This is a genomic window from Streptomyces stelliscabiei, from assembly GCF_014873495.1.
Lineage (GTDB): Bacteria > Actinomycetota > Actinomycetes > Streptomycetales > Streptomycetaceae > Streptomyces > Streptomyces bottropensis.
Window position 1 is genome coordinate 6,816,982 of sequence record NZ_JADBGF010000001.1, and the last position, 23,455, is coordinate 6,840,436.

Annotated in this window: 11 protein-coding genes and 2 pseudogenes; 7 read left to right on the plus strand and 6 right to left on the minus strand. The window is 66.8% G+C overall.

Features of this window, described 5'->3' with window-relative positions; translation table 11 throughout:
* Positions 1 to 11 precede the first annotated feature (11 nt).
* The 3 genes from gltX to H4687_RS30460 form a co-directional block, all read right to left on the minus strand.
* Positions 12 to 1,379, minus strand: coding sequence for a glutamate--tRNA ligase (gene gltX / locus H4687_RS30450; RefSeq protein WP_046912628.1), 1,368 nt, complete (start codon positions 1,377 to 1,379; stop codon positions 12 to 14).
* Between the two features lie 1,401 nt (positions 1,380 to 2,780).
* Positions 2,781 to 4,823, minus strand: a complete 2,043-nt coding sequence (locus H4687_RS30455; protein ID WP_046912627.1) for a hypothetical protein — start codon at positions 4,821 to 4,823, stop codon at positions 2,781 to 2,783.
* A 1,611-nt stretch (positions 4,824 to 6,434) separates the two neighbouring features.
* Positions 6,435 to 6,998 (minus strand): ATP-binding protein, encoded by a 564-nt coding sequence (locus H4687_RS30460; protein ID WP_078907631.1) that lies wholly within the window; start codon positions 6,996 to 6,998, stop codon positions 6,435 to 6,437.
* Positions 6,999 to 8,296: 1,298 nt separating this feature from the next.
* On the opposite strand from H4687_RS30460, the gene H4687_RS30465 reads away from it, so the two are divergent.
* The 5 genes and pseudogenes from H4687_RS30465 (at position 8,297) to H4687_RS30485 (ending at position 11,564) form a co-directional block, all read left to right on the plus strand.
* Entirely contained in the window at positions 8,297 to 8,479 is a 183-nt protein-coding gene (locus H4687_RS30465) for a helix-turn-helix domain-containing protein (protein ID WP_046912625.1), read from the plus strand.
* A 36-nt stretch (positions 8,480 to 8,515) separates the two neighbouring features.
* Positions 8,516 to 9,796 (plus strand): tyrosine-type recombinase/integrase, encoded by a 1,281-nt coding sequence (locus H4687_RS30470; RefSeq protein WP_050399610.1) that lies wholly within the window; start codon positions 8,516 to 8,518, stop codon positions 9,794 to 9,796.
* A gap of 99 nt (positions 9,797 to 9,895) precedes the next feature.
* Positions 9,896 to 10,474 carry a hypothetical protein gene (locus tag H4687_RS30475; RefSeq protein ID WP_046912624.1) on the plus strand — a complete coding sequence of 193 codons (579 nt, stop codon included), beginning with the start codon at positions 9,896 to 9,898 and terminating at the stop codon, positions 10,472 to 10,474.
* Between the two features lie 372 nt (positions 10,475 to 10,846).
* Entirely contained in the window at positions 10,847 to 11,131 is a 285-nt protein-coding gene (locus H4687_RS30480) for a hypothetical protein (RefSeq protein WP_010352781.1), read from the plus strand.
* Positions 11,113 to 11,564: pseudogene (locus tag H4687_RS30485) on the plus strand (hypothetical protein). Before H4687_RS30480 ends, H4687_RS30485 begins: the two are co-directional and overlap by 19 nt.
* A 333-nt stretch (positions 11,565 to 11,897) precedes the next feature.
* On the opposite strand, the gene H4687_RS30490 reads toward H4687_RS30485, so the two are convergent.
* Both H4687_RS30490 and txtE read right to left on the minus strand, forming a co-directional pair.
* Positions 11,898 to 13,070 carry a nitric oxide synthase oxygenase gene (locus H4687_RS30490; protein WP_013000941.1) on the minus strand — a complete coding sequence of 391 codons (1,173 nt, stop codon included), beginning with the start codon at positions 13,068 to 13,070 and terminating at the stop codon, positions 11,898 to 11,900.
* A gap of 63 nt (positions 13,071 to 13,133) precedes the next feature.
* Positions 13,134 to 14,354 carry a 4-nitrotryptophan synthase gene (gene txtE, locus H4687_RS30495; RefSeq protein WP_010352784.1) on the minus strand — a complete coding sequence of 407 codons (1,221 nt, stop codon included), beginning with the start codon at positions 14,352 to 14,354 and terminating at the stop codon, positions 13,134 to 13,136.
* A gap of 1,327 nt (positions 14,355 to 15,681) precedes the next feature.
* Here txtE and H4687_RS46740 point away from each other — a divergent pair.
* A pseudogene (locus H4687_RS46740) lies at positions 15,682 to 15,939 on the plus strand (zinc ribbon domain-containing protein); the annotation flags it as partial.
* A 577-nt stretch (positions 15,940 to 16,516) separates the two neighbouring features.
* On the opposite strand, the gene txtR reads toward H4687_RS46740, so the two are convergent.
* Positions 16,517 to 17,467, minus strand: coding sequence for a cellobiose-binding transcriptional regulator TxtR (gene txtR, locus H4687_RS30500; protein ID WP_233443724.1), 951 nt, complete (start codon positions 17,465 to 17,467; stop codon positions 16,517 to 16,519).
* Between the two features lie 1,569 nt (positions 17,468 to 19,036).
* Here txtR and txtA point away from each other — a divergent pair.
* On the plus strand, positions 19,037 to 23,413 hold the full coding sequence (gene txtA / locus H4687_RS30505) for a thaxtomin non-ribosomal peptide synthetase TxtA (RefSeq protein ID WP_046912623.1): 4,377 nt from the start codon (positions 19,037 to 19,039) through the stop codon (positions 23,411 to 23,413).
* The last annotated feature ends 42 nt before the right edge of the window (positions 23,414 to 23,455 follow it).

Here is a 23,455-nt window from a genome sequence, read left to right on the forward strand (position 1 = left end):
TCAGGAAGTGATCAGCCGGCGAGCTTCGCCAGCGCGGCGTCGATCCGGGCGAGTGTGCGGTCCTTGCCGAGGACCTCCAGGGACTCGAAGAGGGGCAGACCGACCGTGCGGCCCGTGACCGCGACGCGCACCGGGGCCTGGGCCTTACCCAGCTTCAGGCCGTGCTCCTCGCCCGCGGCCAGGACCGCCTCCTTGAGGGACTCGGGGCTGGTCCAGTCGGCCGTCTCCAGCTTGGCTCGGGCCGTGGTGAGGAGAGCCACAGGGTCGCCCTTCATCGCCTTGTCCCAGGACGCCTCGTCCTCCACCGGCTCCTTCAGGAACAGGAAGTCGACGTTGGCCGTGATGTCCGACAGGACGGCCACGCGTGTCTGGGCGTGAGGGGCGATCGCCTCCCACGCGGCCTGGTCGAAGTTTTCGGGCGCCCAGTTGGCGTACGGGGCGAGCAGCCACGGCTCGCATGCCTCGACGAACTTCTCCAGCGGCAGGGCGCGGATGTACTCGCCGTTGAAGGCGGTCAGCTTCTTGATGTCGAAGAAGGCCGGCGAGGTGTTCACGTCCTCGACGCGGAACTTCTGCTCCAGCTCCTTGTACGGGCGGAGCTCGATGTCGTCCCCAGGGCCCCAGCCGAGCAGCATCAGGTAGTTGGTCATTGCCTCCGGCAGGTAACCCTCGGCGAGGTAGTCCTCAAGAGCGACCTTGTCCCGGCGCTTGGACAGCTTCTGCCGCTTCTCGTTCACGATCACCGGCAGGTGCGCCCACACTGGGGCCTTCGCGCCGAGCGCCTCCCACAGCAGCTGCTGCTTGGGCGTGTTCGACAGGTGCTCGTCGCCACGGATGACCAGGGTGATGCCCTCGTCGAGGTCGTCGACCACGTTGGCGATAAGGAAGACCGGGGAGCCGTCGCCGCGGGCGATGACGAAGTCCTCGATCGCCGAGTTCGGGAAGGAGGGCTCACCCCGGATCAGGTCCACGACGACCGTCTCGCCCTCAGTGGGCGTGCGGAACCGCAGCGCCCGGCCCTGCACGTACTCCAGACCCCGGTCCCGGCAGAAGCCGTCGTAGCCGAGGTGCTGCGAACCGGTGCGCTCCTGGAGCTGCTCACGGGTGCAGTCGCAGTAGTACGCGCGGCCCTGCGTGTAGAGCTGCTGGGCGGCCTCGCTGTGACGGTCGGCGTTCTGCGACTGGAAGTACGGACCCTCGAAGGCGGGATCGTCCTTGGAGATCCCGATGGACGCGAGCGCGCTGATGATGCCGTCGATCCACTCCGGCTTGTTGCGGGCCGCGTCGGTGTCCTCGATCCGCAGAACGAACTTGCCCCCTGACTGTCGTGCGACGGCCCAGTTGTAGAGAGCCGACCGGGCCCCGCCAACATGGAACATTCCAGTCGGGGACGGGGCGAAACGCACGCGTGTGGAGGCTGTAGACATGCCTGCAAGCCTACCGATTTCCAACGGCTGCTCGGCCGCTGCAGACGATCACATTATTCGGCCCGTCGGAGATCTTGTGATGCCGTCCGGCTGAGGTGGGCATCCACCGCGCGCGTGATGCTGCGTCCTGTGGCGATCTGCTTGTTGCTGAGCACGTCGGGAATCACCGTGAAGCCCTGCTGACGGAAGGAAGTCCTCGTCTCGTCAGTGATGGTTCGGCATGCCGTTCAGTTCACCAGGCAGCGTCTTGCCCAGCAACCAAATTGCCCTGGCTGTCCGCGCCGACAGAATCGCTCCACACAGCGCGACCCGGCACATGCATGTTCAGTCTGGAGCTGATCCACGACAGCGTTTGTAGACGTGCCAAGCCGTGGACTCACTGATGCCGAACGCGGCGCCGAGTTGGGCGTACGTGGACCCGCTCTGCTCACGCATCCCTACGAGGTCAGCTTCCTGTTCACTGGTGAGTGCATGTCGTCCGCCCCGCCCGGTGGCTGGAACAGGGGGCGGATCGGTGAGGTGACGCCAGGTTGCCCCCCGTACTGCCGCTCGGACCGTTGCGTACTCCAGGCGAAACTTGTCAGCAAGCGATCGCAAGGAAGCGCCTCCAGCATGCGCCCGCCGCATCTCTCCCACTGACGCCGCGGTCAGGAGCACACCTGGGCGACGCGGCTCTCCGGGGAGGTCCTCCGGGACCTGACCACCGACATGTCCCCAGGTGACGCCCCTGATCGCATCGTGAACAGTGTTGTAGGGAAGGCCGTTTCTCGTTGCGAGATAGCGCACCGACGCGCCATCAGCGTGCTCGCGCCTCAACCTACGCACGTGATCTTCATTCAGGACGGTCGGGCTGGGCTGATCCGGATCAGCGGGCATGGGCCGGCTGATCGGCGGTGGATCGTCCACGCGCCGCCAGGTGGCGCCATAGACCGCCTTTGAGAGCGCTCTACTGCTCACTCCGATCGCACGTGCGAGGTGATCTACCGAAGCCCCGCTTCGTACCTGCCGCCGGGCGTCACGAACCAGCTCCTCCGTGAGAACCCTTCGACCGCCGAGGTGCTCCCGCGGTGAGCCGTCGGAATGCCCATCCGAAGCATGTGGCGACACGTAAACACTCCCCACTCCCAATGCCTGAGCTGGGCAGGAGGACTCGGGCTGCGGCAGTATCGCCGTGGAGAGCGATGTGCGGCCGGAGGTCTCCGCCGCGATCAGATGTACGCAGACAACGTCTACGGGCCTACTCCGACCGTATGCGTCTTCTGCCCACGGCCGGCCACCCTGCTGGCGATGGGCGCGTTTACCGACGCACTTGCGTGATGGGGATCTCTGAAATTCGCACAGTCTCATCATCGATCAACTGGAAGGAAGTCCCAATTTGTCGAAGAATGCGCGGTTTCGCTCGGTGGCCGCGTTGACGAGACGGTTGAAGTTTATGACCTCGATGTAGGCCTTGTTCGCCTCGTTGAAGCCGAAGTAGCCCATTCCGTCGTGAGTCGCCCGCAGGTTCGCGTACTCGCAACGGCTAACCATCGTCGGCGTGAGGTCGGCGACGATATAGCAGAACGCGGGCGGCTCTTGGGACGGGGGGATCGGACGACCGAACGCGGTCCTCACCCCGCCTTTCCGTACCCGCTTCACGTAGTCAAGGCATTGCTGGATCGGATCCTTGTCTTCTGACGCGTCGTTACGCATCGGCCTCTTGATCTCGACTACGACGATGGACGGCAGGGGTAGCCTCTCGCCCTCCGCGGCTAGCATCGGGGAGTCGACGAGCCGAGTCGCGAGCACGTCGGGCTCCCTGGTCGACTCGGATCCGGTAATGGGCATGCTCTTGAGCGTCTTGTCGGAGGCGAGGTATTCGTGGAACGCAAGCCGCTCGTCGATGATCCAAAGATTCGAGGCGTCGGTGCCGATCTTGTTGGAGTCGGTCCGCATCGGGATGAGCAGGGAGTGGATTGCGTCCTCCCTGCTGTAGTTGCCCTGGTCGTCGGACCTGATCAGTCTGTCGAGGGCATCGAGCATCACTCGTCTGCGCGAGACGTACGCGGCCAGGTCGGACTGGTTGATGTCCGTCACCGTGTCGAGATACCGGGTGAGCCGTTCGGCGTAGTCCTCCGGCTGTGTGGAGCCCGCTTCGGCGAAGACGGCTTGGCCCTCGGCGATCGCGGCGGCTTCGAGCTTCTGCAGTTTGCCGTGCAGCAACAACTCAAGGTCCTGGTCCTTGATGGACGGATCCACGGTCACGCCGAGCGACTCTAGCCGCGACAGAACGGGCCGGTACCTCGGAGCACGGTTGCTCACGAAATCGTTGACCCGAGCCTTGCCCTCCTCGCGCGCCGCGCTGAGCGGGACGGCCAGGATCCTCTCGACTTCCTCCAGCACGCCCGCGCGGATGTCGTCCAGCGAAACATCTTCGGTTAGTGTCGCGCCCTGCACGTCCTCGGCGATGTCGAAGGCCGTGCGGTCGGCGCGGACGTGATCGTCGAGGAAGCTGGAGGACAGGTAGCAGACATACGTAAACTCGGTGGACGCTTCGTCCTTGAGCTTCCCGTAGAGCCCCGGCACCTTGCTCGTGAGGTTCTCCTCCACGACAACGCGGCTCGCGGCGCACCAGTGCAGCCGTGGGGCGGGATTGCGCGTCGAGGACTTGAGGCAGAGGTTGACCATGTCGAACTTCTCACCCTTGACGTCGATCGTGGTCGCCGGCATCTCGGAGTACACGAAGTCGGCCATGAGGTTGTTGAGCGAGACGGTCTCGTCGCCGTCGGTCACCGTAACGTCAGGTGCGCCGCCTGGGCGGAGGAAGTACCAGATGCAGTGCTCGAACATCTCGCGAGCGATGGCGTCGACGGTCTTCACCGCGCTTTGCTGGAAGGGCTTCTTGAACCCGTCGAGGCTCACGATCGTGCCGGCGTCTCCGAGGGCGTGCGCTTCCCCGTCCGGCTCGACATCCCGCTCGACCGAGAACCGGAACTGCTGTCCGTGGAGGCCGCCGGCGTCATCCTCATACGTGCTGCGGATCGCAACCCTGTCGAACGCCTTGAGCCAGAGCAGGCGTCCCACACCACGGCAGCCGAGGGTCTCCTTGTGGTCGCTGTCCAGTGTCTCGAACGAGGTCATGTTCTCCGGGGTGAAGCCCTCCCCGTTGTCCTCAACGCTGAAGCCGACGATGGGCTTCAGCGCCACTCGTCCGGGGCCAGCGGGACCGAGGTCGAGTTCCTCCTGCGGGCTGCGCTGGATCCTGACGCTCAGACGGCCACGCTCCACGTCGTCGCCGAATCGGGCGTCGATCGCCTGGATGCCGTTAACGACGGCCTCAAGGAGCGGCAAGAGGGCATGGCTCTTCGGCAGGCTCGTGTTCCGGACCCGGCCAGCCAGCGACGTGGTCAGCGCCATGGTTTTCCTCCTCGCTCCGACGCCGCCAACCCTATCGGCGGGCGCGGTGGGGAGGGTGCTCGGCGACGGAGATGCTCACGGAGTGGCCTCGATGTCCTCGCGGCTGCGGCTGCGGCTGCGGCTGCGGGTGCGGGTGCGCCGGTGACGGTGGGCCGGGCCGGCCGAGCCTTGACGGGTCTTCATGTTCTGCCAGGTGACACGCCTTGCACTGCAGTCAGATGAGTTGCCAGCGTCCTCGGCGGACGGATCAAGGCATGGCCGGCCTTCGAGATTGACCGCCGGAACTATGCCATCGCCGCTGGCGCCGTAGCCCTGTGGCACGGCGGCACTGGGACCCCACGTCCCTCGGCAGCACAACGGCGGAGAAAGCTCACTTCGTATGACCTCGCGCTGAGTGCCAGCGCGGGTTGGTGCCGGTCTACCTACCAGGCCGCCTGCCTCTCGCCTGCACGTCGATACAGCGGGAGCCCGCCGCCCCTTCCGGGGCGGTGGTCAAGGACGATCGCAACTGAAGCAGCCCCCAGGCAGTTCCCTGTTCGAGCGTACGAAATGCCGGCTTGGCAGAAGCGCAGGGCCCCGCGTCGTGCGGGGCCCTGCGGCTAGAACTGCCGAAGGATGAAGTCCGTCACCGCGCGGCCGGCGCCTGCGCAGAGGCCCTTCACCGCTGCCGTCACGACCCAGGAGCTGGTGGCGGAGGGGGACTTCGAGGTGTTCACTTCAGACTCTGAGCTAGATGATGAAAGCCCCGGTGGGCGGGGCTCCGGAATGCTGGGTGCGGACTCCGGCTCGGCTGGCTGCGCCTTGGGCATGTTGCCCCTCCGTAGTAGGGAGGAGCGGGATTACAACGGCCTCTGATGCGTTCCCACGGGACGGCACGCGTCGTCATCCCGCCCGAGTGAATCAGCGCGAAGACCTGAGATCCGCGCTGACGAGCGAGCGGGAAGGGCCTATGCCTCGGTAGCCCATCGCGGTCGAATCAGCGATGGTGCATCGTCCGGGGCTGTGGCTGAACATGGCCGATACGTTAGCCCGTACGGGCGACAGATCGCACAAGCAAGCGAGAGTTGAGTGTCGCGATTTACGCCACAGGCCCGTGACGGAACTCGGCCACCCAGTTGGCCGTTGTTATTTGGGCGAGTTCGTCAAGTGCGCCGGGTTGGGACTCAGCGGTGGCCCGCCAGGTGATCGTCCTTGATGCCGACGAGGCGGGGTTCCTCGACCGTCCCCAGGCAATGGGGTGGCTTGTTCCTCGGCTCAGGGCCACTCGCCCCCGCATCCACCGCTGTCCGATAGGGAGGCTGAAAGGGCACCAGAGGGCGGCTCTTCGGGACGGGCCGGAGGGACGGCAACGGCCACTGCGGCCACATGAGTCGGCGCGTTCCGGCTCCCAATACCCTCTTCCTGCCTGCGTGCCTCTCGGTCGGGCACCGCTTCCTGTTACCGATGGTGCGCGACGCGACCATCGCAGAGCCGTCCGGCTTCTCAAAGAGGTGCGCTGGCGCACCTCCCGGGCACCTGCGCCAGGGGGTGACATCAACTCACTGGCGATTGATCACGAAGGACATCGCGACTCCCACAGAAACGTACGCAGTCATGCAGGGGTCGGCAGCGTCAGGCAGCTTGATGCTGCCTCCCCGCACTTGTTGGCACGAAGGTCGACCGGGAGGTGGCCGGCGATGCCAAGCGGGCTTGGCGCTCGGTTCGTCGCGCGACATCTGCCGCCGTAGGAGGCGAAGGAGGTGCATCCGTGGAGTTGCGCTCGCCGTCGGTCGAAGGCTCCTGCGTGATCTCGAACCAGGTCGTCTTGCCCGTGGGTGCTGGTTGTGTCCCCCAGGCGTCCGCCAAGGCATCAACGAGCAGGAGGCCGCGGCCACTCTCGTCGTTGGGCCCAGCGTCGACAGCGCTCGGCAGCGATGGATCGGTGTCCGTCACTTCGACACGAAGCCGTTCGTCGGTCCGTGTCACAGCGACATCGCACGGAGCATCTGTGTAGAGGACAGCGTTGGCGATCACCTCGCTGGCCAGCAACTCGATGGTCTCCAGCATCTGGTCCGACATGGGAAGACCCAGATTCTTGGCCAGTGCAACGACTTGGCGGCGTGCCGCCGGGACGGCCTCGACAGCAGCCACAACCGTGAATCCATACGTCGGACGTTCGGGATTGCGACGCGCCATGACGACAACCTCACCTTGGGAGCGGCCTCAGAGAATGAAGCCTTCCACCCGGCAAGAGCCCTGTGAGGACAATCTGTCCACAGGTACGGAACGCAGGAGCCTTGACGTTTCGGCGAGTTGTGATGCAAGCAAGCTATCGAGCCAGTCGATACGGGGCGACCAAACGTCGCTGACACCGTACCCCGCTGAGACTCCTATCAGACCTTCTCCTTGTCCGCTCGCGACTCATGATTCGCTGTCAGTCCTCACCAGTCCAGGTCCTGAGTGACGTCAGGGTCGGGCGAGACGCACCGCGACGTCCATGCCCGTGTCCGTCCGTTGGGGACCGGGTTGCGCAAGGCTGGGCGGCAGCGCTCAGTTGAGGGGGCGTCGGCTGGTGCAGCCCCCCAGCAACTGCTCGGCCAGAGCGCCAAGAAACTGATCCAAGGGGCAAGTCGGTGCAGCCACCAGGGCTCACCAGCCGTGCGGGAAATCGATTTCGCCCACGGCAGACGAAAAAGGGGCTCACAAGACTGGAACGTTCTTGCAACGCATGTCAACGTACTATGCCCCCGAAAACACCAGGTCAGGGCACAGGGAAGGCGTGCGGGCTGTCGTCAAAAAGATCGCCAGGTCTGTCCGTGGTGCCTACCCGCGAGCCGACCCCCTGCCACTTCCGAGGCCCAACTCAAGGAGTCCCACCCCGCTGAATGCTCGACTTCGTCATCGCCTGGACGGCCTAACGGAGCTACGACTTGGTCATCCTGTCCACTATGCGCTGCCTGTGCGTGCCGTATCCGGCCTGCTCGCGGGGGACCTTCTCAACCCGACTACCGTCGTGACGGCTTCATCCTCGTCCATGTCGCGATCACCCGGTGCCTCGACCGATCCCCCTCCTCTTCGGACTCCAGGTAGTCCGGGCAAGCTGCGAGCGATATATAGCCCATGATCCCCGGTTAGCAAAACCGGGGATCGTCCAGAGCATTGATGGTGTTCGCACTCGGCTGTGCTTGGCGGTGGAGCCGTAGCGGACTCAGTAGGCAGTGCCGCAAAGACACCGAGGAGGTATTCGCGGCCCACGCCCGCTGCTGACCTGAAATCCGCAGCGCCTGTTCGCTGAAGTTCAGCGGGTCTCCGCTGAGTCGGCGTGGGATGCAGGCGTTGTTGGTTCCGCTCTGTCGCCCCGCGCGCTCCCTTGCAAGGAACACCCAGCCCATGCGCCGATCCGCAATACCCCCTACCCATTCTCGCCCCGGGATGTCAGGCCCGTATGTCTCGCTCGCCGATTTCGAGCCCACCCGCAATCGCGAGGTGGCGCCTTGACCGCCGGGGGGAGCAACCGGCTGCTCACCCCGGAAGAAGTGGCCGCGTGGTTGAAGGTCAGCGACATCACGGTGCGGAACAAGTACCGCCACTGGGGGCTGAAGGCCCAAAAGGTCGGGCGGCTCCTGAGATTCCGCGAGCGCGACATCGTCGCGTACCTCGAAGACCACTACGGATGACGGCAGCCCGCTGCCTGAACTGAGATAGGAGGCCACATGGCCGCGGTGTTTCAGAAATGCAAGACTGACCCGCAGAACAATGACTACCCCTGCGAAAAGGGGCGATGCGGACACAAGTGGACGGTCCGCTACCGAGAGCCGGGCGGGCGGACCGCGCGCCAGCGGGAGAAGACCTTCGACAAGAAGACCGGCCCGGACGGCGCTGATGCCTTCGCCTCCAAGGTTGAGCACGACAAAGGGATGGGGATCTACCTCGATCCCCAGCGCGGCGCTATTACCCTTCGCGCCTGGTCGCGGGAGTGGCTCGACAGGCAGATCCTTGCCGAGGGCACCATGCGTAACTACGAGGGGTTCACGAAGAACCACCTTGTTCCCCACCTCGGCCGTAAGACCCTGGCTGGGCTCGCGACGGGCGACTTCGAGCGCTTCATCGCCACGCTTCACCGCAACGGTGAGGGCATGGCTGCCTCCACGATCAACGACCGCCTGAAGTTCGTGGCGGCCATGCTTGAGTCCGCCGTCACCGAGAAGCGCATATCTGAAAACCCTGCGAGGGGCATCAAGATCCCTCGGACGAGTTCGCTCGCTGTGGACGAGGACGAGATCCCCGACCTCGGAGAGGTCGAGTTGCTCGCGAAGCACATCTCGCCCCAGTATCGGCTGACCGTCTACTTGCAGTCGGGGGCCGGGCTCCGGATCAGCGAGTGCCTCGGATTCGCGAGCGAGTGCCGGCGGCCGGAGTTCATCCGTGTCCGCTGGCAGGTCAGCTCGAAGGCGAACCGTGGAGACTGCCGCACCACCTTCGTGCCGCTGAAGCACCGGGCCGAGGGGGAGTACCGAGACATCCCGATCGCCCCCTTCATCGACGAGGAGATTGACGCCCACTTGGAGCTGTGGGACCCGATTCCCGTGACGTTCAAGGATCAGGCGGGCAAGGATCGGCAGCTCGACGTCTACTTCGCACCCCGCGAACGAGGCAAGGGCACCATGCCCACGGCCACGACGTACGCGTACCACTTCAGGAAGGCGTGCAAGGCTGCGGGCCTAGTCGACGTCAACGGTAAGCCGAAGTACACCCCGCACTCGCTGAGGCACTTCTTCGCCTCGACAGCCCTGGCGAACGGCATCCCGATCCACGAGGTCTCGCGCTGGCTCGGCCACAAGTCGATCAAGACCACGGTGGACATCTATGGACACCTCGTGCCAGGCGCCTGGCATCGCTGCCGAGAGGTCATGCAGAACGCCATGCGGCCCGTGCCGGTGGAACTGGCGGCCGAGGCATCCGAGTCGCCCGAGGGGTACGACAGGGCGGTGTGACGGTGGTCCGCGCTCGGCTCACCGAATTGGCCCACCCCAAGGGGCGGAGGGGGGCTAGCGCGCCTAGGTTGATCCGAGACCTGCGGCATCGGAGCACCCATGGCCCTGAGCATTGCGGAACAGCGCGACGCAGCGAACATCGTTGCAACCTGCACCCGCCTTCTGGAGCTGGACGTGATTTGGACGACCAACTTGGAGCAGGGTGTCCCGGAGGGGAAGACAGATGCTTCACGCGCCCTGATCAAAGTTGGTCTGGACATGGCGACTGGCCTGGGGCGAGTTCACGAGCGAGTGTCGCTTCTGCATCGGTTCGCCGATGAGCTTGAGGTGCTCTTTCTGGAGGAGTTCGATCACTTCAAGGGCTGGACTCTCGACATCAGCCCCACGGACGTACCCGCACTGCTCCACGATGCGGCGAAGGGGCTGGATGGGCATGCATCCGCGGAGATCAGAACCCTCCTGACCAAGATCGAAGGCCTGGAGGGTGGGCAGGCTGTGCAAGGTGATCTACCCAGAAAAATGCGCGGATGGATCTACATCGTGTGTGCAGCTGTGTCGCTGGGCTTGGGGACCCTCGCCGCCGCGGGTGGCGGCCCGCTCGGTATTGCGCTTGGCGCGGCGGGTCTGGGGGTGGCACTCGTGCTGTTGCAGCAGGGGCTCTCCGACGTACACGCGTGACGCGCCTCGGAGCTTGAGTGCTGACCTTGTGTTTCCGTGCTGATTCTGTGCTGACTTGGACCTCTCGGAACCGCGTTTCCGCAGGTGGGAGCGTTGTAGTCAACGTTCCGCTTCAATGTGTAGCGGGTGACGTACCGCCACGTCACTGATCTGGCAAACATGCAGGTCAATAGGGGTTCGGCTCTTCGGGGTCGGGCCCCTGGTTTTTTTCCGTGCTGGGATGGTGCCAGGAAACCTGACCCGTCGTCACCTGCCGTCACCCCTACTCATCCCTACCGTGCTGCGGTTGTGCCGGGATGGCGGTCGGCTCCGGTGCCGAGTCCCAGGCGCGGGCCGCAGCGCTTTTCCTACTCGTTTGACACGCTTGGGGTCATGGCTGAGACGACGTACGGCATCGCGGAGGGGCCAGCGACGCGGGTAAACCTGTCGCTGCCGGAGGGGACCGCCGAGGCGATCCGGGCGCGGGTGGGCAAGCGGGAGTTCTCCGCGTACATCGCCGCGGCGGTCGAGCGTGAGCTGCGCGGCCAGGTGCTGGACGAGTACCTGGCGGACTACGAGAACCGTAAGGAGCCGGGCTCCGAGCAAGCCCGGCAGCGGGCGCGGCACGTCTTCGACGAGGTGTTCGCCGAGGAGGCCGAGTGGCCCGCCGCAAGCTGAGTCACGAGGGGACGCTGGTCCTCGGCAGCGGGGGGTTTCGAAGCTGCTCGCCGACGACGAGCAAGTGGTGGCTCTGGTTGCCGAGGCCCGCTCGCGCGGCATGGAGGTCGTTATCAGCGCGCTCACCATCATCGAGGCCGTCCACGCCCGTACGAACATGTCTTGCCTGAACCGGGTGCTTTCCGGACTGCGCGTAGTCCCGGTGGGCGACGAGGAGGCGCGGGCGGCCTCGAAGCTGTTGATGGATGCCGGCTTGCGCGGGCACACCTACGCGATTGATGCGGCGGTCGCCGAAGCCGCGCTGCGACAGCACCGCCCTGTGGTCATGTTGACGGCCCCGGCGATGTGCTGGCTGCTTGGCCGCTGGGAGTGGTGGATTGCAGGCGGTACGGGAGTTGGTGAGCGCGATCAGGCTGCAGACGTTGCGCTTTGACCAGTGGGCGCCATGTCCGACGCCGCCGGGTTCGGCATTCAGGTGCCCGCCCATCTGCCCTGGTCCGCTACGGTGACTCGCATCTGGTCAGGCAGTGCGCGCCATAGCTGACCAGCGTCGACGCCGACGCCGACGGGATTGGCTGGCGACCGCCCAGCTGCTGCTAGAGCGAATCGAGTCACGGTGAGGGCGCGCAGGCTCCGGCCTTGGGAGACGTCGTCAGCCACACCTGCGGCCATTCCCACCTCGTCTTCCTGGAGGAGTTCGACAGCCGCCGGCACTGGCGGCCGTCGAGCAGATGCTGCGGGGCGGGGTTGTAGACGCCTCATCACTTCACTGGTGGGGGTAGAAGTTGGGGCGCTGGTCGACGTTGTCGTAGTAACGGTGGAACACGGGGGTGATGCCGCCGGAGAGCGGGGGGACGATCCAGCTCCAGTCTGCGGATACGGTGCGGCCCTGGCGTTCCTCCTTGGCCAGGTGGGCGAGGAAGCGCCGGGACTCCTCGTGGTGGTCGCTGATCCGGACACCTGCGGCCTCGAAGGAGTGCAGGACGGCGACGTTGAGCTCGACCAGGGCGCGGTCGCGCCACAGGGTTGACTCGCTGGTGGTGTCCAGCTGGAGGCAGGCGGCGACGGCGGGGAGCATGTTGTAGCGGTCCTCGTCGACGAGGTTGCGGGCGCCGATCTCCGTGCCCATGTACCAGCCGTTGAACGGGGCGAGCGGGTAGTCCATCCCGCCGATGCGTAGGCGCATGTTGGAGATGACGGGTACGGCGTGCCAGCGCAGGCCCAGTTCGGCCAGGCGTGGGACGTCGGGGTGGGTGATAGGGACCTCCAAGACCAGCTCCCGCGGCAGCTCGAAGAACCGGGGTTTGTCGTCGGGGGTGTCGATGACCAGGGGCAGGACGTCGAACGGCCCTTGGGGGCAGCCCTGCCAGCCGAGGCGGAGGATGGCCTCGGTGAGGTCGGCGGTGCGCGGGTCACCGAGCACGGTGCCGTCGTCGCGGCGGTAGCCGGCGTACCGGATGAGCTGCTCGTTCCACACCTGCGGGCCGGGCCGGCCGGGGGAGTCCGGGGCGAAGACCGAAATCACCGGCCTGATGCGCCCGCCGTTGGTCGCCTGGCGCAGGTGCGTGCACAAGTGCCGGTGGATCTCATCGGGGGCTGTGGCGTCCCGGCGGTCCAGGACGCGCAGGCTGTTCCAGTACAGGCGGCCGATGCAGCGACTGGAGTTGCGCCACGCGACGCGGGCACCGTACACGAGCTCGGCGGTGGTGTGCCGGTAGGTGCCCGTGGCGTCGATGGCGGCGCGGACCTGCTCCAGGCGCCGGGCGAGCGGGACGGGCTGATCGGACTGCTCCGCGTGGAACTGGCGCAGGAACTCCTCAGCCTCATTTGGATCGGCGACGCCGCAGGACTGCGGCGTCGCCGGTTCCGCCGACGGGACCGGGCCAAGGGACGAATCGGGCCCCAGTGCCGGGCACGCTGTCGGGGACGGGGCGGGCAAGGAAGGGCCCAGAGCGACTTCGGAGGTCACGATTCCTCGCAGGGGAGTAGAGCGCTGACCTCGTCAGCGGAGGCTGAGCGGCAGGGAGCGAAGGGAGCGGAATTCGAGGTTCTCGTTCCAGATCGGCTCGCCCGCCGTCCGGATGCCCGGGAAGCGGTTCAGCAGGGCGACGTAGAACCACTTCAGCTGCAGGGAGATGAGCTGCGCGGCGAGACAGGCGTGCACCCCTTGGCCGAACGACAGGTGCCGAGCGCTGTTGGGACGGTCGAGGTCGAAGTCGTTCGGTCGCTCGAACATGTTGGCGTCCCGGTTGGCCGAGCCCAGGAACAGGGCGAGAGTCTGCCCGGCCTCGATCCGTACGCCGCCCATCTCGACGTCCTTGGCCGCGACGCGCCAGGTGAACTGGTTCGAGGCGTTGTAGCGGAGGACCTCGTTCGCCGTGTTGTCCACGCACGCCTGGTCCGCCAGGAAGCGTTCGACCTGCCGCGGGTTGCGGGCGAACGCGAGCGTGCCGCTGCTGAGAGAGCCCGGCGTCGTGGGCGCGAACAACGCGATGAACACCAGCGCCAGCTGGTGCACGGTCTGTTCCGGCGTGGTCTCGGTCAGGCCGTCCTGGGCGGCTGCCAGGCGGGCGATGACGGTGTCCGGCAGGACCTTGCCCCGCATGCCCTGGAGGAGTTCGGAGGCGTACGTGTGCAGGTCGGTGAGCTTTTCCAGGATTATCTCCTGCGTCACCGGCTGATCCTTCGGACCGGAGTGGTACGTCATGATCGTATTCACGCGCGGGATGAGGAATCCGAGGTCCTCCTCGGGGACCCCGAAGGCGTGCACGGCGGAGCGTACGGGGAGTTCGGCAGCCAGGGCGGGGACGGCGTCGATCTCGGTGGCACCGGCCGGGATGGAAGCGACCAGGTCGTGCGCGACCTTCTGGAGGACTTGGTCGTAGTGCTGGTGCGCGGCACGGGTGAAGCCTGCGCGGACGGACCGGCGTAGCGCGTCGTGGAGCGGCGGGTCCGTGTACATCACCACGTTCTTGGTCCAGCGGTGGAAGATGTTGTCCGGCGGCAGCGGCTGTCCGGGGAACTTCGCGGCCAGCACTTCCGTCCCCCGGTCGGCGGTGAGCCGGGGATCCTTCAGCCCGGCGGCGCAGTCGGCGTACGTCAAGACCGCCCAGGCGTTCAGGCGCTCGACCCAGTGGACGGGGCGGCGCTGGGCCAGGTCGGCGTAGACAGGGTAGGGGTCGGGCACGATGGACGGGTCGGCGAGCGGCGAGGGGACGGTCACAGGGGCTTCCTTGGGGTAGTCGAAAAGGGATGCGGAGCCGGGGATCGCGGCAGGAATTCCGGGATGGGAGGCGAGCCCTCGATCCCGTGGTTGTCAGTCGCGGCGCATACGTGTTGACAGGGCGGGCGGCGCGGCATCGCCGGGCGGGATCTCCGGCGACGGGGCGAGCCCGGCCACGGAGCGGAGGAATCCTGTGGCGAGCGGCGGTGATTCGCAGGTGCCGTTCGGCGCGGAGATCGGCTTCTCCGACGAGGACCTGAGCTACTGCGTGCGAGCAACGGGGCTGCTGGATCAAGAAGCGGCCCACAGGAGAACCACGCTCACATGTGTTGCCTGTCCTGGTGACGGAGGCGCCGTGGCACCGGAATTCCTCTCTCTTGAAGATCGTGCGCCGGCACACCTTCATCATGGATAGGCATCCCCGACGAAATCTTGTCGATCGGTGACTGATCCTTAGCTGTTGGATGCCAGTTCCGCTATGCACCTTTCGATACCTTCGCGGACAGGGGACCTGCGCATGGCGCGAGGTGCCGACGAAAGCTGCCGCACCACGAGGCGCCTTGTCATATCCCGGTAAAGCCGGGAGGGAATTGGAGGTTTTCCCTCGTCCTGACAGCGACTGAGCTTGTGAGGTCGTTGGCGTGAGGGACGGACCGGTTCCGGCGAGGCATCCGTCGATGAGTGGGAAACATACCGGATTTCCTCATTCCGTTTCGATGGTCCGGCTGAGGTGCTCGGAGAGTGGTGAAAGCGGTGCGGGACCGCAGCGGCGACCAGAAGCCTTCCGCCGGGTTGAGGCCGGGTGCGTAGGAGACCAGCCGGTAGCGGGTCGGCCAGTCCTGCCGGGCGATGAACTGCCGCATTCCATAAGCGAGATGAACGTTCAGGATGCCCCGATGTTGCGGCAGGCGGCAGAAGACGAGGCGGCGAGGAAGGTGGCGGTTGCATCTGACCGTATATCTCACGGGTGACGTAGCGTCTGAGACGCCGGATGTCGATGGACCGGCTCAGCCTGGGAACACGCAAGCCGCAGTCCGGCCGCACTTTCCCCGGCCGACCCGCAGACCGGGCTCTCCTGGGTCGAGTTGGTCCGTGCCGTCGTGGCTCGTTCCGCCCTTCTGCCCGGCCCGCCGCCGGGGAAGTCGCCGCTGGTCGCCCTGCACAGGCCGGCGGTCGCGGACGAGGTGTTCCGGACGCGACCGCCGGAACCTTCCGGCCTGAGACCTGGCACCGAAGGCACTCACCGTGTGTATCCGGCCGGGCCAGGCCCTCCGGCTCCGCCGAACCGGCCCACCTGGTAGGCGCCGGCCGGCTGCCGGGTGATGACCAAGGGATCGCCGTGGAGGACCTGTCGGTGGCGGGACTGGCCCGCACGAAGCTGACCAAGTCCGTGCACGACGCCGGGTGGCCATCGTTCCTCAGCATGCTGGAGTACAAAGCGGAACGGTACGGCCGCACCCTGGTCAGGATCGGCCGGTTCACACCGACCTCCCAGACCTGCTCCAGGCCGCGAGGGAGTTGCCGTAGCAGTCGAGATGCGGATCCATGGGGATCCCCTGACCGAGTCGCAGTTACGCCCTACTGACCGCGCAGCCCCGCAACGTGGGACACCGAAGGCTGTGTGATGTGGCGGGAGTTCGCGACCGGCCCGCAGGCGGTCGGCAGTGCATGAGCTGCATGACGGCTGTGCCCAGGGCCATCGATCCGTGCCGCCTAGCCCCGGGCCGCGTAGTGGCACAGCAACGATCGAGAAGGCGGGAACCCTCCGGCTTCAGCCCGAGGTGCAAGTCACATCACCTGGCCAGGAGTGCTCGTAAGTTGCGTGCGTGCCGGTGGAGGCGTCCACGGTGTCCGATGCTTCGCGCAGTGCGGGCACGTCCCGGGTGGGCGACCGAAGAGCGCACGCGAGGAGGTGCGGCGTCGGCACTCCGGTGACCAGGACGCTCCCCTTCGGCCCGGTGGAGTGACCGAGGTGTGTCGTGTGGTGGCGTCTGAGCTGCATGGTGCGGGGGCAGGCCTCCCGTGCCGGGACCGTGCTGACTCGGCTCGTCCACGACCACGTTTCGGGGCCCTGGTCCTTTCTCGGGCCGGGGTGGCGCCGGGAACCCCGTGCCGAACCTTGGGCGACACGTCGTCCCTGCCGCCGTCATGCCCTCGCCGTTTCAGGTGAAACAGTGCTGCTTCCGGTAATCGCGGGGCGACATTCCGTAGGCGCAGCGGAAGTGTCTGCTCAGCATCGCGGCATCCAGCATCCCCCAGTCCGCCGCCAGCTCATTGATCTTCCGGTGCCCCAGGCTCGGATCCCTCAGATCGCATGCGAAACGCTCCAGGCGACGGCGTTTGACATAGCTCATAACGCTTTCCCCGATCGGTCCGAAAACTCGATGTAACTGACGCACCGATATGTTGTGTTCGGCCGCGAGGGTCGCCGGGCTGATCTCGGGGTCGGCCAACTGCCGGTCGATCGACTCCTGAACCGCGATCAGAAGTGGATCGCATCCCCCAGAGTAATGCTTTCCGAGCTCGGCATATGCGATTCGCGTCGCGGAGATCGCCAGGATGCGCACGACCTCCTCCATATACGAGGACAGAATCCCATCGGTTTTCATCATCTCCACAGCCAGGGTATTCAAGAACGAAAAAAGAAATCCGGATCCGGGACCCTTGGCAGCATCCGTCACGATAAAAGTCCCCCGAGGCGACACCGGGAGTCCATCCTTCGCTTCGTCGGCGAAACGCAGTACGAGGAGTCGCGAAGCAACGGGCACATTCATCGAAAAGGGAACGTCGCCGTCCGTCATGACCAGCGTCCCCGCGTCGATCTCCGTACCATTTCCGGTACCAGCGATGAACGCCATTCCTGACAGTACGCATATGACTGTTCTCTGCGGCGTCAAGGCCGCCTCCGAGTTGATTGCCTCGAACTCGATGACGGCTGGACCGGAATCTATGATCGTCACCTTGACCCCGCCGGCCTTGAAAGACTTTATCTGCATGCTTGAGCTCGACAAAAGGCAGTACCTTGCGCTCGGCGCGTCGGCCGGAAATCGAGTGAAGCAAGATGCTTCCCCCTTCTCGGCTCCGAGCGCGACAAACAGTTCAGAACAGGCCACGGCGAGATCCTCCGCAAGGAACGAACCCAGTCGTTCACCCGCTTAGTTTGATTGAAATTTCAACTACCAGGTCAATCGGGTCTGGCGTCGGAGGCGGGAGAACCCTGGTCACAACCCGCGGGTGCGATCGATGCTCCTCGCGCGCCGCAGACGGGTCAGGTGTGCTGACATTCCGCTGCGGACGTCTCCATCGTGGGTGCGTGGACCCTCGGATCCACGTTGGGTGACTTGCTCACCCGCTGCGTCGACCGAGGGGAGGTGTGATCTGGCAGGCCTGTGGCCAGCCGTCTCCGCCGGCTGGCGTCAGGCAGTCACCCGGGTCACTCCATCGCACCGCATAAACGCTCCTGCGCCGGAGTCCGTGGCGACGCCCGAGCGAGCCTCGCTCGCACGGCATGCCGCCGCCCGGGCCAGGGTGGCCGTAACGGTCGCGCCCCGTTTCTCCATGCCGTGGCCAGCGCCTCCGGAAACAGTGCGGAGAGAGAAACTCCGTCGCCGCGATCGGGTTTCCAGGTCTGTCCGAGGCCAATTTGTCCATCAGGTTTTCCTCACTCATCACGAGGCCACGAACGGCCGTAAGGGGAAGGGGCCGTGCGCGTCTTCGCTTACTGAGTCCGTGCGAGTCCGTCACTGCTCATCAGGAGGTGCTGCGCTGTACAAGAGAGCGCTGTGGGAGCGCTCCCGCTTATTGACAGTGCCCTGCGGGTGGCAGTCCAGTCAAGTACCTACTGATTGACCGGAGTTGTGTGTTGGCTCCTGAGGGTGCGCACACAGGAGCATTGTCTTGGCGGGCGGTGCGCAAGCCACCTGCGGGATTGTCGGCGCAGCCGTACGTGCGTTCATCGAACTCGCCCGTTGGGTTTACCTCACCAGCTACCCGCTCAACTGCACTCACTCGCTACGCCGGGGTGGTTGACTGAGGCGACGGCCCGCCGGACGGACGGAGTCGTCGAGCGCGAGCGCTGCCGACGCGGGAAGTCACAGGCAGCTCCCTGCGCTTTCCTCCGGTCGCGGAAGTCTGGTCTTCCTGTGTCGAATTTGTTTGTCGAAATTTTGCGAGGTGGCGGGGGCTGCAGGACCCCGGGCGCGGATCACCACCTCACCGTTGCCCGACCCCGCTGGATCGTCGGCACGTGGCCTCCTCGCAGTAGCTCCCGCTGCAAACGGAAGCCTGGCGTCCAGAGGCAACGACGCGGTCACTGACCGACAAGACTGCGCCGCGGAAACAACCCCATGATGCTTATGTTCCAACGTGCGAGAACCATTCACAGGGGGATTCCCGGTGCTACGACACCTGCTTCATCGGGACGGACAACACATTCTGAGAACGGTTCTCCTGCAACCGCTTCTCGATCCGGCGGCCCGTCGGCCGCACGCGGTGGCTCGGGTTCTCGTAGGAGAAGCCGGCACCCGTACCCCGTGGCCCCCCGAACCGTCGTCGCTCACCACTCCTGGCGCCACTCGGCCCCACGTAGGCCCGACGTCTTTCCCCTCCCCTGCTTCCGCTTTCCATGCCATCGGCTTGAGCACGCCCACGGGCGGCTCGACGACAGAGAGGAACGGATACCTGTGTCGCACCTGACCGGTGAAGATCTCCCGGAGGGAGCGCTCGCCACGACGTGGCCGAGTCTCCTCGAAGCGCGGGTGGCCGACACACCTGACGCCATCGCGCTCGTCGCCGGGGACACGGCGCTCACGTACGCGCAGTTCAATGCCCGTGCGAACCGGCTCGCCCGGTGGCTGAAGTACCTCGGCGCCGGGCCGGAGCGGTCGGTCGGGCTGGTGCTGGGCAGGTCCGCGGACTTCTTCCTGTGCGCGACGGCCGTGCTCAAGTGCGGGGCCGCGTACCTGCCGCTGGATCCGAACTACCCCGTGGAGCGACTGTCCTTCATGGCCCGGGACGCAGCACCCGTGGTGCTGGTGACGACGTCGGACGTCCGGGGCGACCTTCTGGGCCAGCTGCCCACCGGCAGCCTCGTGGTTCTGGACGACGAGGCCACCGAAGACGTACTGCGCCGTCTGCCGGACCACGACATGGAGGACGGGGAACGTTTGGAGCCACTGCGCCCCGCGAGTCCCGCCTACATCATCTACACCTCCGGCTCCACGGGGATCCCCAAGGGAGTCGTCGTCACCCACCAAGGCGTCGCGAGCCTGATCGCGACCCAGCGTCGTCGCCTCGCCGTCACCGGCGCCTCACGCGTGCTCGCCTTCTCGTCCCCGAGTTTCGACGCCAGTTTCTGGGAGATGTCGATGGCGCTGCTGGCCGGGGCCGCGCTCGTGGTCGGCAGGCCGGGGCGGCTGCTGCCCGACGCCGAACTGGCCGCGTTGATCGCGGACCACGGAGTCACTCATGTCACTCTCCCGCCCTCGGTCGCGGGTGCGCTGGGCCCCGACATGCTGCCTCCGAGCGTGACGCTGGTCGTCGCGGGCGAAGCGTGCCCGGCGGCTCTCGTGCAGCGCTGGCGCCCGCACCGGACGATGGTGAACGCCTACGGCCCGACGGAGTCCACCGTCTGTGCCACCATGAGCGATCCGCTGGCCGACGACGTGGCGCCGCCGGTCGGCCGGGCGGTGGACGGCACCCGGATCCATGTCCTCGACGACCGCCTCGCACCGGTTGTGCCGGGAGCGGTCGGCGAGATCTACATCGCGGGGCACAGCCTGGCACGCGGGTACCTCGAGCGGCCGGGTCTGACCGCGCAGCGGTTCGTGGCGGACCCCTTCGGCCCGGCCGGCAGCCGTATGTACCGCAGCGGTGACCTCGGCCGCTGGACCCGTTCAGGAGACCTGGAGTTCGTCGGCAGGGCGGACGACCAGGTCAAGGTACGCGGCTTCCGTATCGAGCCGGGCGAGATCGAATCCGTCATCGCCGGGTGCCGCGGGGTCCGGCAGGCCGCCGTCGTCCTGCGTGAGGACCGGCCCGGAGAGCCATACCTCGCCGCCTACGTCATACCCGAGAACGCGGCCGCCGACGAGGCGGCCGGCGAGGAACCGGACGGTCAACTCGATGCCTGGCGACGGCTCTACGACGATCTGTACGGCCGAGCCGACACCGCCGACTTCGGCGAGGACTTCTCCGGCTGGGTGAGCAGTTATGGCGGGCGGCCGATCGAGGGGATGCGCGAATGGCGTGAGCAGACCGTGCGGCAGATCCGCGAACTGGCTCCGCGCCGCGTACTGGAGATCGGCTGCGGTTCCGGTCTGCTGCTCTCGCAGCTGGCGGGTGACTGCGAAAGCTACTGGGGCACCGACATCTCCGGGGCCCTGATCGAGCGGCTGCGCGGGCAGGTCGCCGAGCGCCCCGGCCTCGCGGACCGGGTCGTCCTGCAACAGCTCTCCGCCCATGAGCTGGGGAGTCTGCCCAGCGGCGGCTTCGACACCGTCGTGCTCAACTCCGTGATCCAGTACTTTCCCTCAGGCGATTACCTGTTCGACATACTGCGCGAGGTGTCCCGGCTCCTGGTACCCGGGGGCGCGGTGTTCCTCGGCGACGTCCGTAACCTTCGTCTGCTGCGCACCTTCCACGCCGGGGGGCTGCTGGCGGCGGCCACGCACACCGACACTCCGCAGACGGTCTGCGCGGCGATCGACCGGGCCATGGCGCAGGAGAAGGAACTGCTCGTGGACCCGGAGTTCTTCACGACGGCCGTCGGCGCGCTGCCCGGTATGACGCTGGAGTCGTGCACGCTCAAACGGGGCGGGTACGACAACGAACTCAGCCGCTATCGCTACGAGGTGGTGCTGCGCAAGCATGCCGGGCCTGCCGATGACACCGGGCCCACGGACGACGCGGGGCCGGTCGTGCGACTGCGGTGGGACGGCGAGATGGCGAGCCTGGCCGACGTCGCCGATCGGCTGCGTCGTGGGAAACCGGAGCGGTTGTGCGTCACCGGGATCCCCAACGGCCGGGTGGCCGGCGAGCATGCCGCGACACTCGCGCTGTTCGACCGGCGCCCCCTGCACGAGGTGCTGTCCCTGGGGCAGGCTCCGGCGGGCGTGGCACCGGAGGACCTGCGCCGGCTGGGCGCGGAACTGGGCTACCGGGTCGACTGCACCTGGTCGTCCGAGGACGACGCCCTGATCGACGCTTCCTTCACACGCGCCGGAGCGCTCGTGCCGCGTCCCGCCCCCCGGACCGACGCGGAGCCGGACGGTTTCTCCCCGGCCCGGTTCACCAACAGGCCGGCGTTCGCCCGTCCCGACTCCCAGACGATGGCCTCTCTTCCCGGGCAGGTCGCGGCGAAGCTGCCGGCCTTCATGGTCCCGGAGGTCTTCGTCCCGCTCGACAGGCTGCCGGTCACGGTGAACGGAAAGCTCGACCGCGGCGCCCTGCCCCGGCCGCGGCGCGCCGCCCATGCCTCGGGACGTCCGCCCAGGACCGCCCGCGAGGAGGTACTGGCGGCGATCTTCGCCGACGTACTCGCGACAGCCGACGTCACAGCCGACAGCGACTTCTTCGCCGTCGGCGGCAACTCCCTGCTGGCCACCCGACTCGCCGCCGAGGTCCGGCGGCGCCTGAACACCGAGATGCCGCTGTCGTGGCTGTTCGAGTCGCCCACCGTCGGCGCGCTCGCCGCCCGCTTCGACGCGGGGGACGAGGCCAGGCCGCTGCCCGTGCCGAGCGAGTACGCCTCCGGCAGCACGGCGCCGTTGTCGGCCCAGCAGATGCAGATGTGGCACGAGTACCGCCGAAGCCTGTGTCGCGACATGTTCAACGTGCCGCTGTCGCAGCGGCTGACCGGTGCCGTCGACGCCGAGGCACTGCGCGCCGCCCTCGCCGATGTCGTCACCCGGCACGTTCCGCTGCGCACGCTCGTCCAGGACGACGGCAGCGGTCCGTGTGCGGTGATCACGGAAGCCACCGCGGACGACATCCCATGGACGGAGACCAGGACCACGCCCGAGCGGCTGTCCGAGGATCTCGCGCACGCCGCCCGCCGCCACTTCGACCTCGAGACCGAGATCCCGCTGCGGGCCGTACTGTTCACGCTCGGCCCGGACGAGTCCGTACTGCTGCTGGTCATGCATCACATCGCCGCCGACGGCTGGTCCTTCGGCCCCCTGCTGGAGGACCTGGTCCGCGCCTACCGCGCCCGGACCGAGGGGCGCGCACCACAGTGGGAGCCGCTGTCCTTCGGCTACCTCGACTACGTCGCCTGGCAGCGCCGGCTGCTCGGCGCCACGGACGACCCGAGCGACGTCGCGCTGCGCCAGGCGGAGTACTGGAGGAAGACGCTGCACGGTGCCGACGACAGGCCGGTCCTGGAGACCGACAGCCCGGCGCCGGCCCAGCAGGACTTTGCCGGCAGGTCCCTCGATCTTCCGCTCGAAGTCGGCGGCCACCGGGTGCTGACAGCCGCGGCCCGTGAGCACGGTGTCACCGTCTTCATGATCCTGCACGCCGCGCTCGTCGCACTGCTCGCCCGCAGGGGAGCAGGAGGGGACGTCACCGTCGTGACCGCGGTGGCCGGCCGGACCGACACCCAGTTCGAACCGCTGGTGGGCCTCTTCGCCAACACCTTGGCGCTGCGCACCGACACGTCGGGCAACCCCACCTTCCGCGAACTGCTGGACCGGGTCCGCGTGACCGATCTCGGTGCCTATGCCCACCAGGACCTGCTCTTCGAGCGCCTGGCCGACGTGCCACCGCCCCAGGTGTCACTCGTCCTGCGCACGGTCGCAGCTCCGCCGGCCGACCTGCCGGGCCTCACCATCAGTCCCGGCCCACGGCCGGCGAGCGAATCCGCCCGCTATCCGGTGCTGTGGACCGTGGAGCATCTGGCCTCCGCCGCGGACGGCGGGACGCTGCGCAGCCACATCCAGTACCAGAGCGGGCTGCTGCGCGACGACACGGTCGTCCGGCTCGCCCAGCAGTACGAAGTCGTGCTGTCCCTGTTGTTGAAGGATCCCGATCTCCGCGTCCAGGACCTCCCACTGCAGTGACTCCCAGGGCCAGCCCGTCCGATCCCATCATCTGTGAGGTCC

Excerpts from the sequence above, each read along its gene's own strand:
- gltX (WP_046912628.1), bottom strand. The coding sequence starts at position 1,379 with ATGTTCCATGTTGGCGGGGCCCGGTCGGCTCTCTACAACTGGGCCGTC.
- H4687_RS30455 (WP_046912627.1), bottom strand. The coding sequence starts at position 4,823 with ATGGCGCTGACCACGTCGCTGGCTGGCCGGGTCCGGAACACGAGCCTG.
- H4687_RS30460 (WP_078907631.1), bottom strand. The coding sequence starts at position 6,998 with ATGGCGCGTCGCAATCCCGAACGTCCGACGTATGGATTCACGGTTGTG.
- H4687_RS30470 (WP_050399610.1), top strand. The coding sequence starts at position 8,516 with ATGGCCGCGGTGTTTCAGAAATGCAAGACTGACCCGCAGAACAATGAC.
- H4687_RS30475 (WP_046912624.1), top strand. The coding sequence starts at position 9,896 with ATGGCCCTGAGCATTGCGGAACAGCGCGACGCAGCGAACATCGTTGCA.
- H4687_RS30480 (WP_010352781.1), top strand. The coding sequence starts at position 10,847 with ATGGCTGAGACGACGTACGGCATCGCGGAGGGGCCAGCGACGCGGGTA.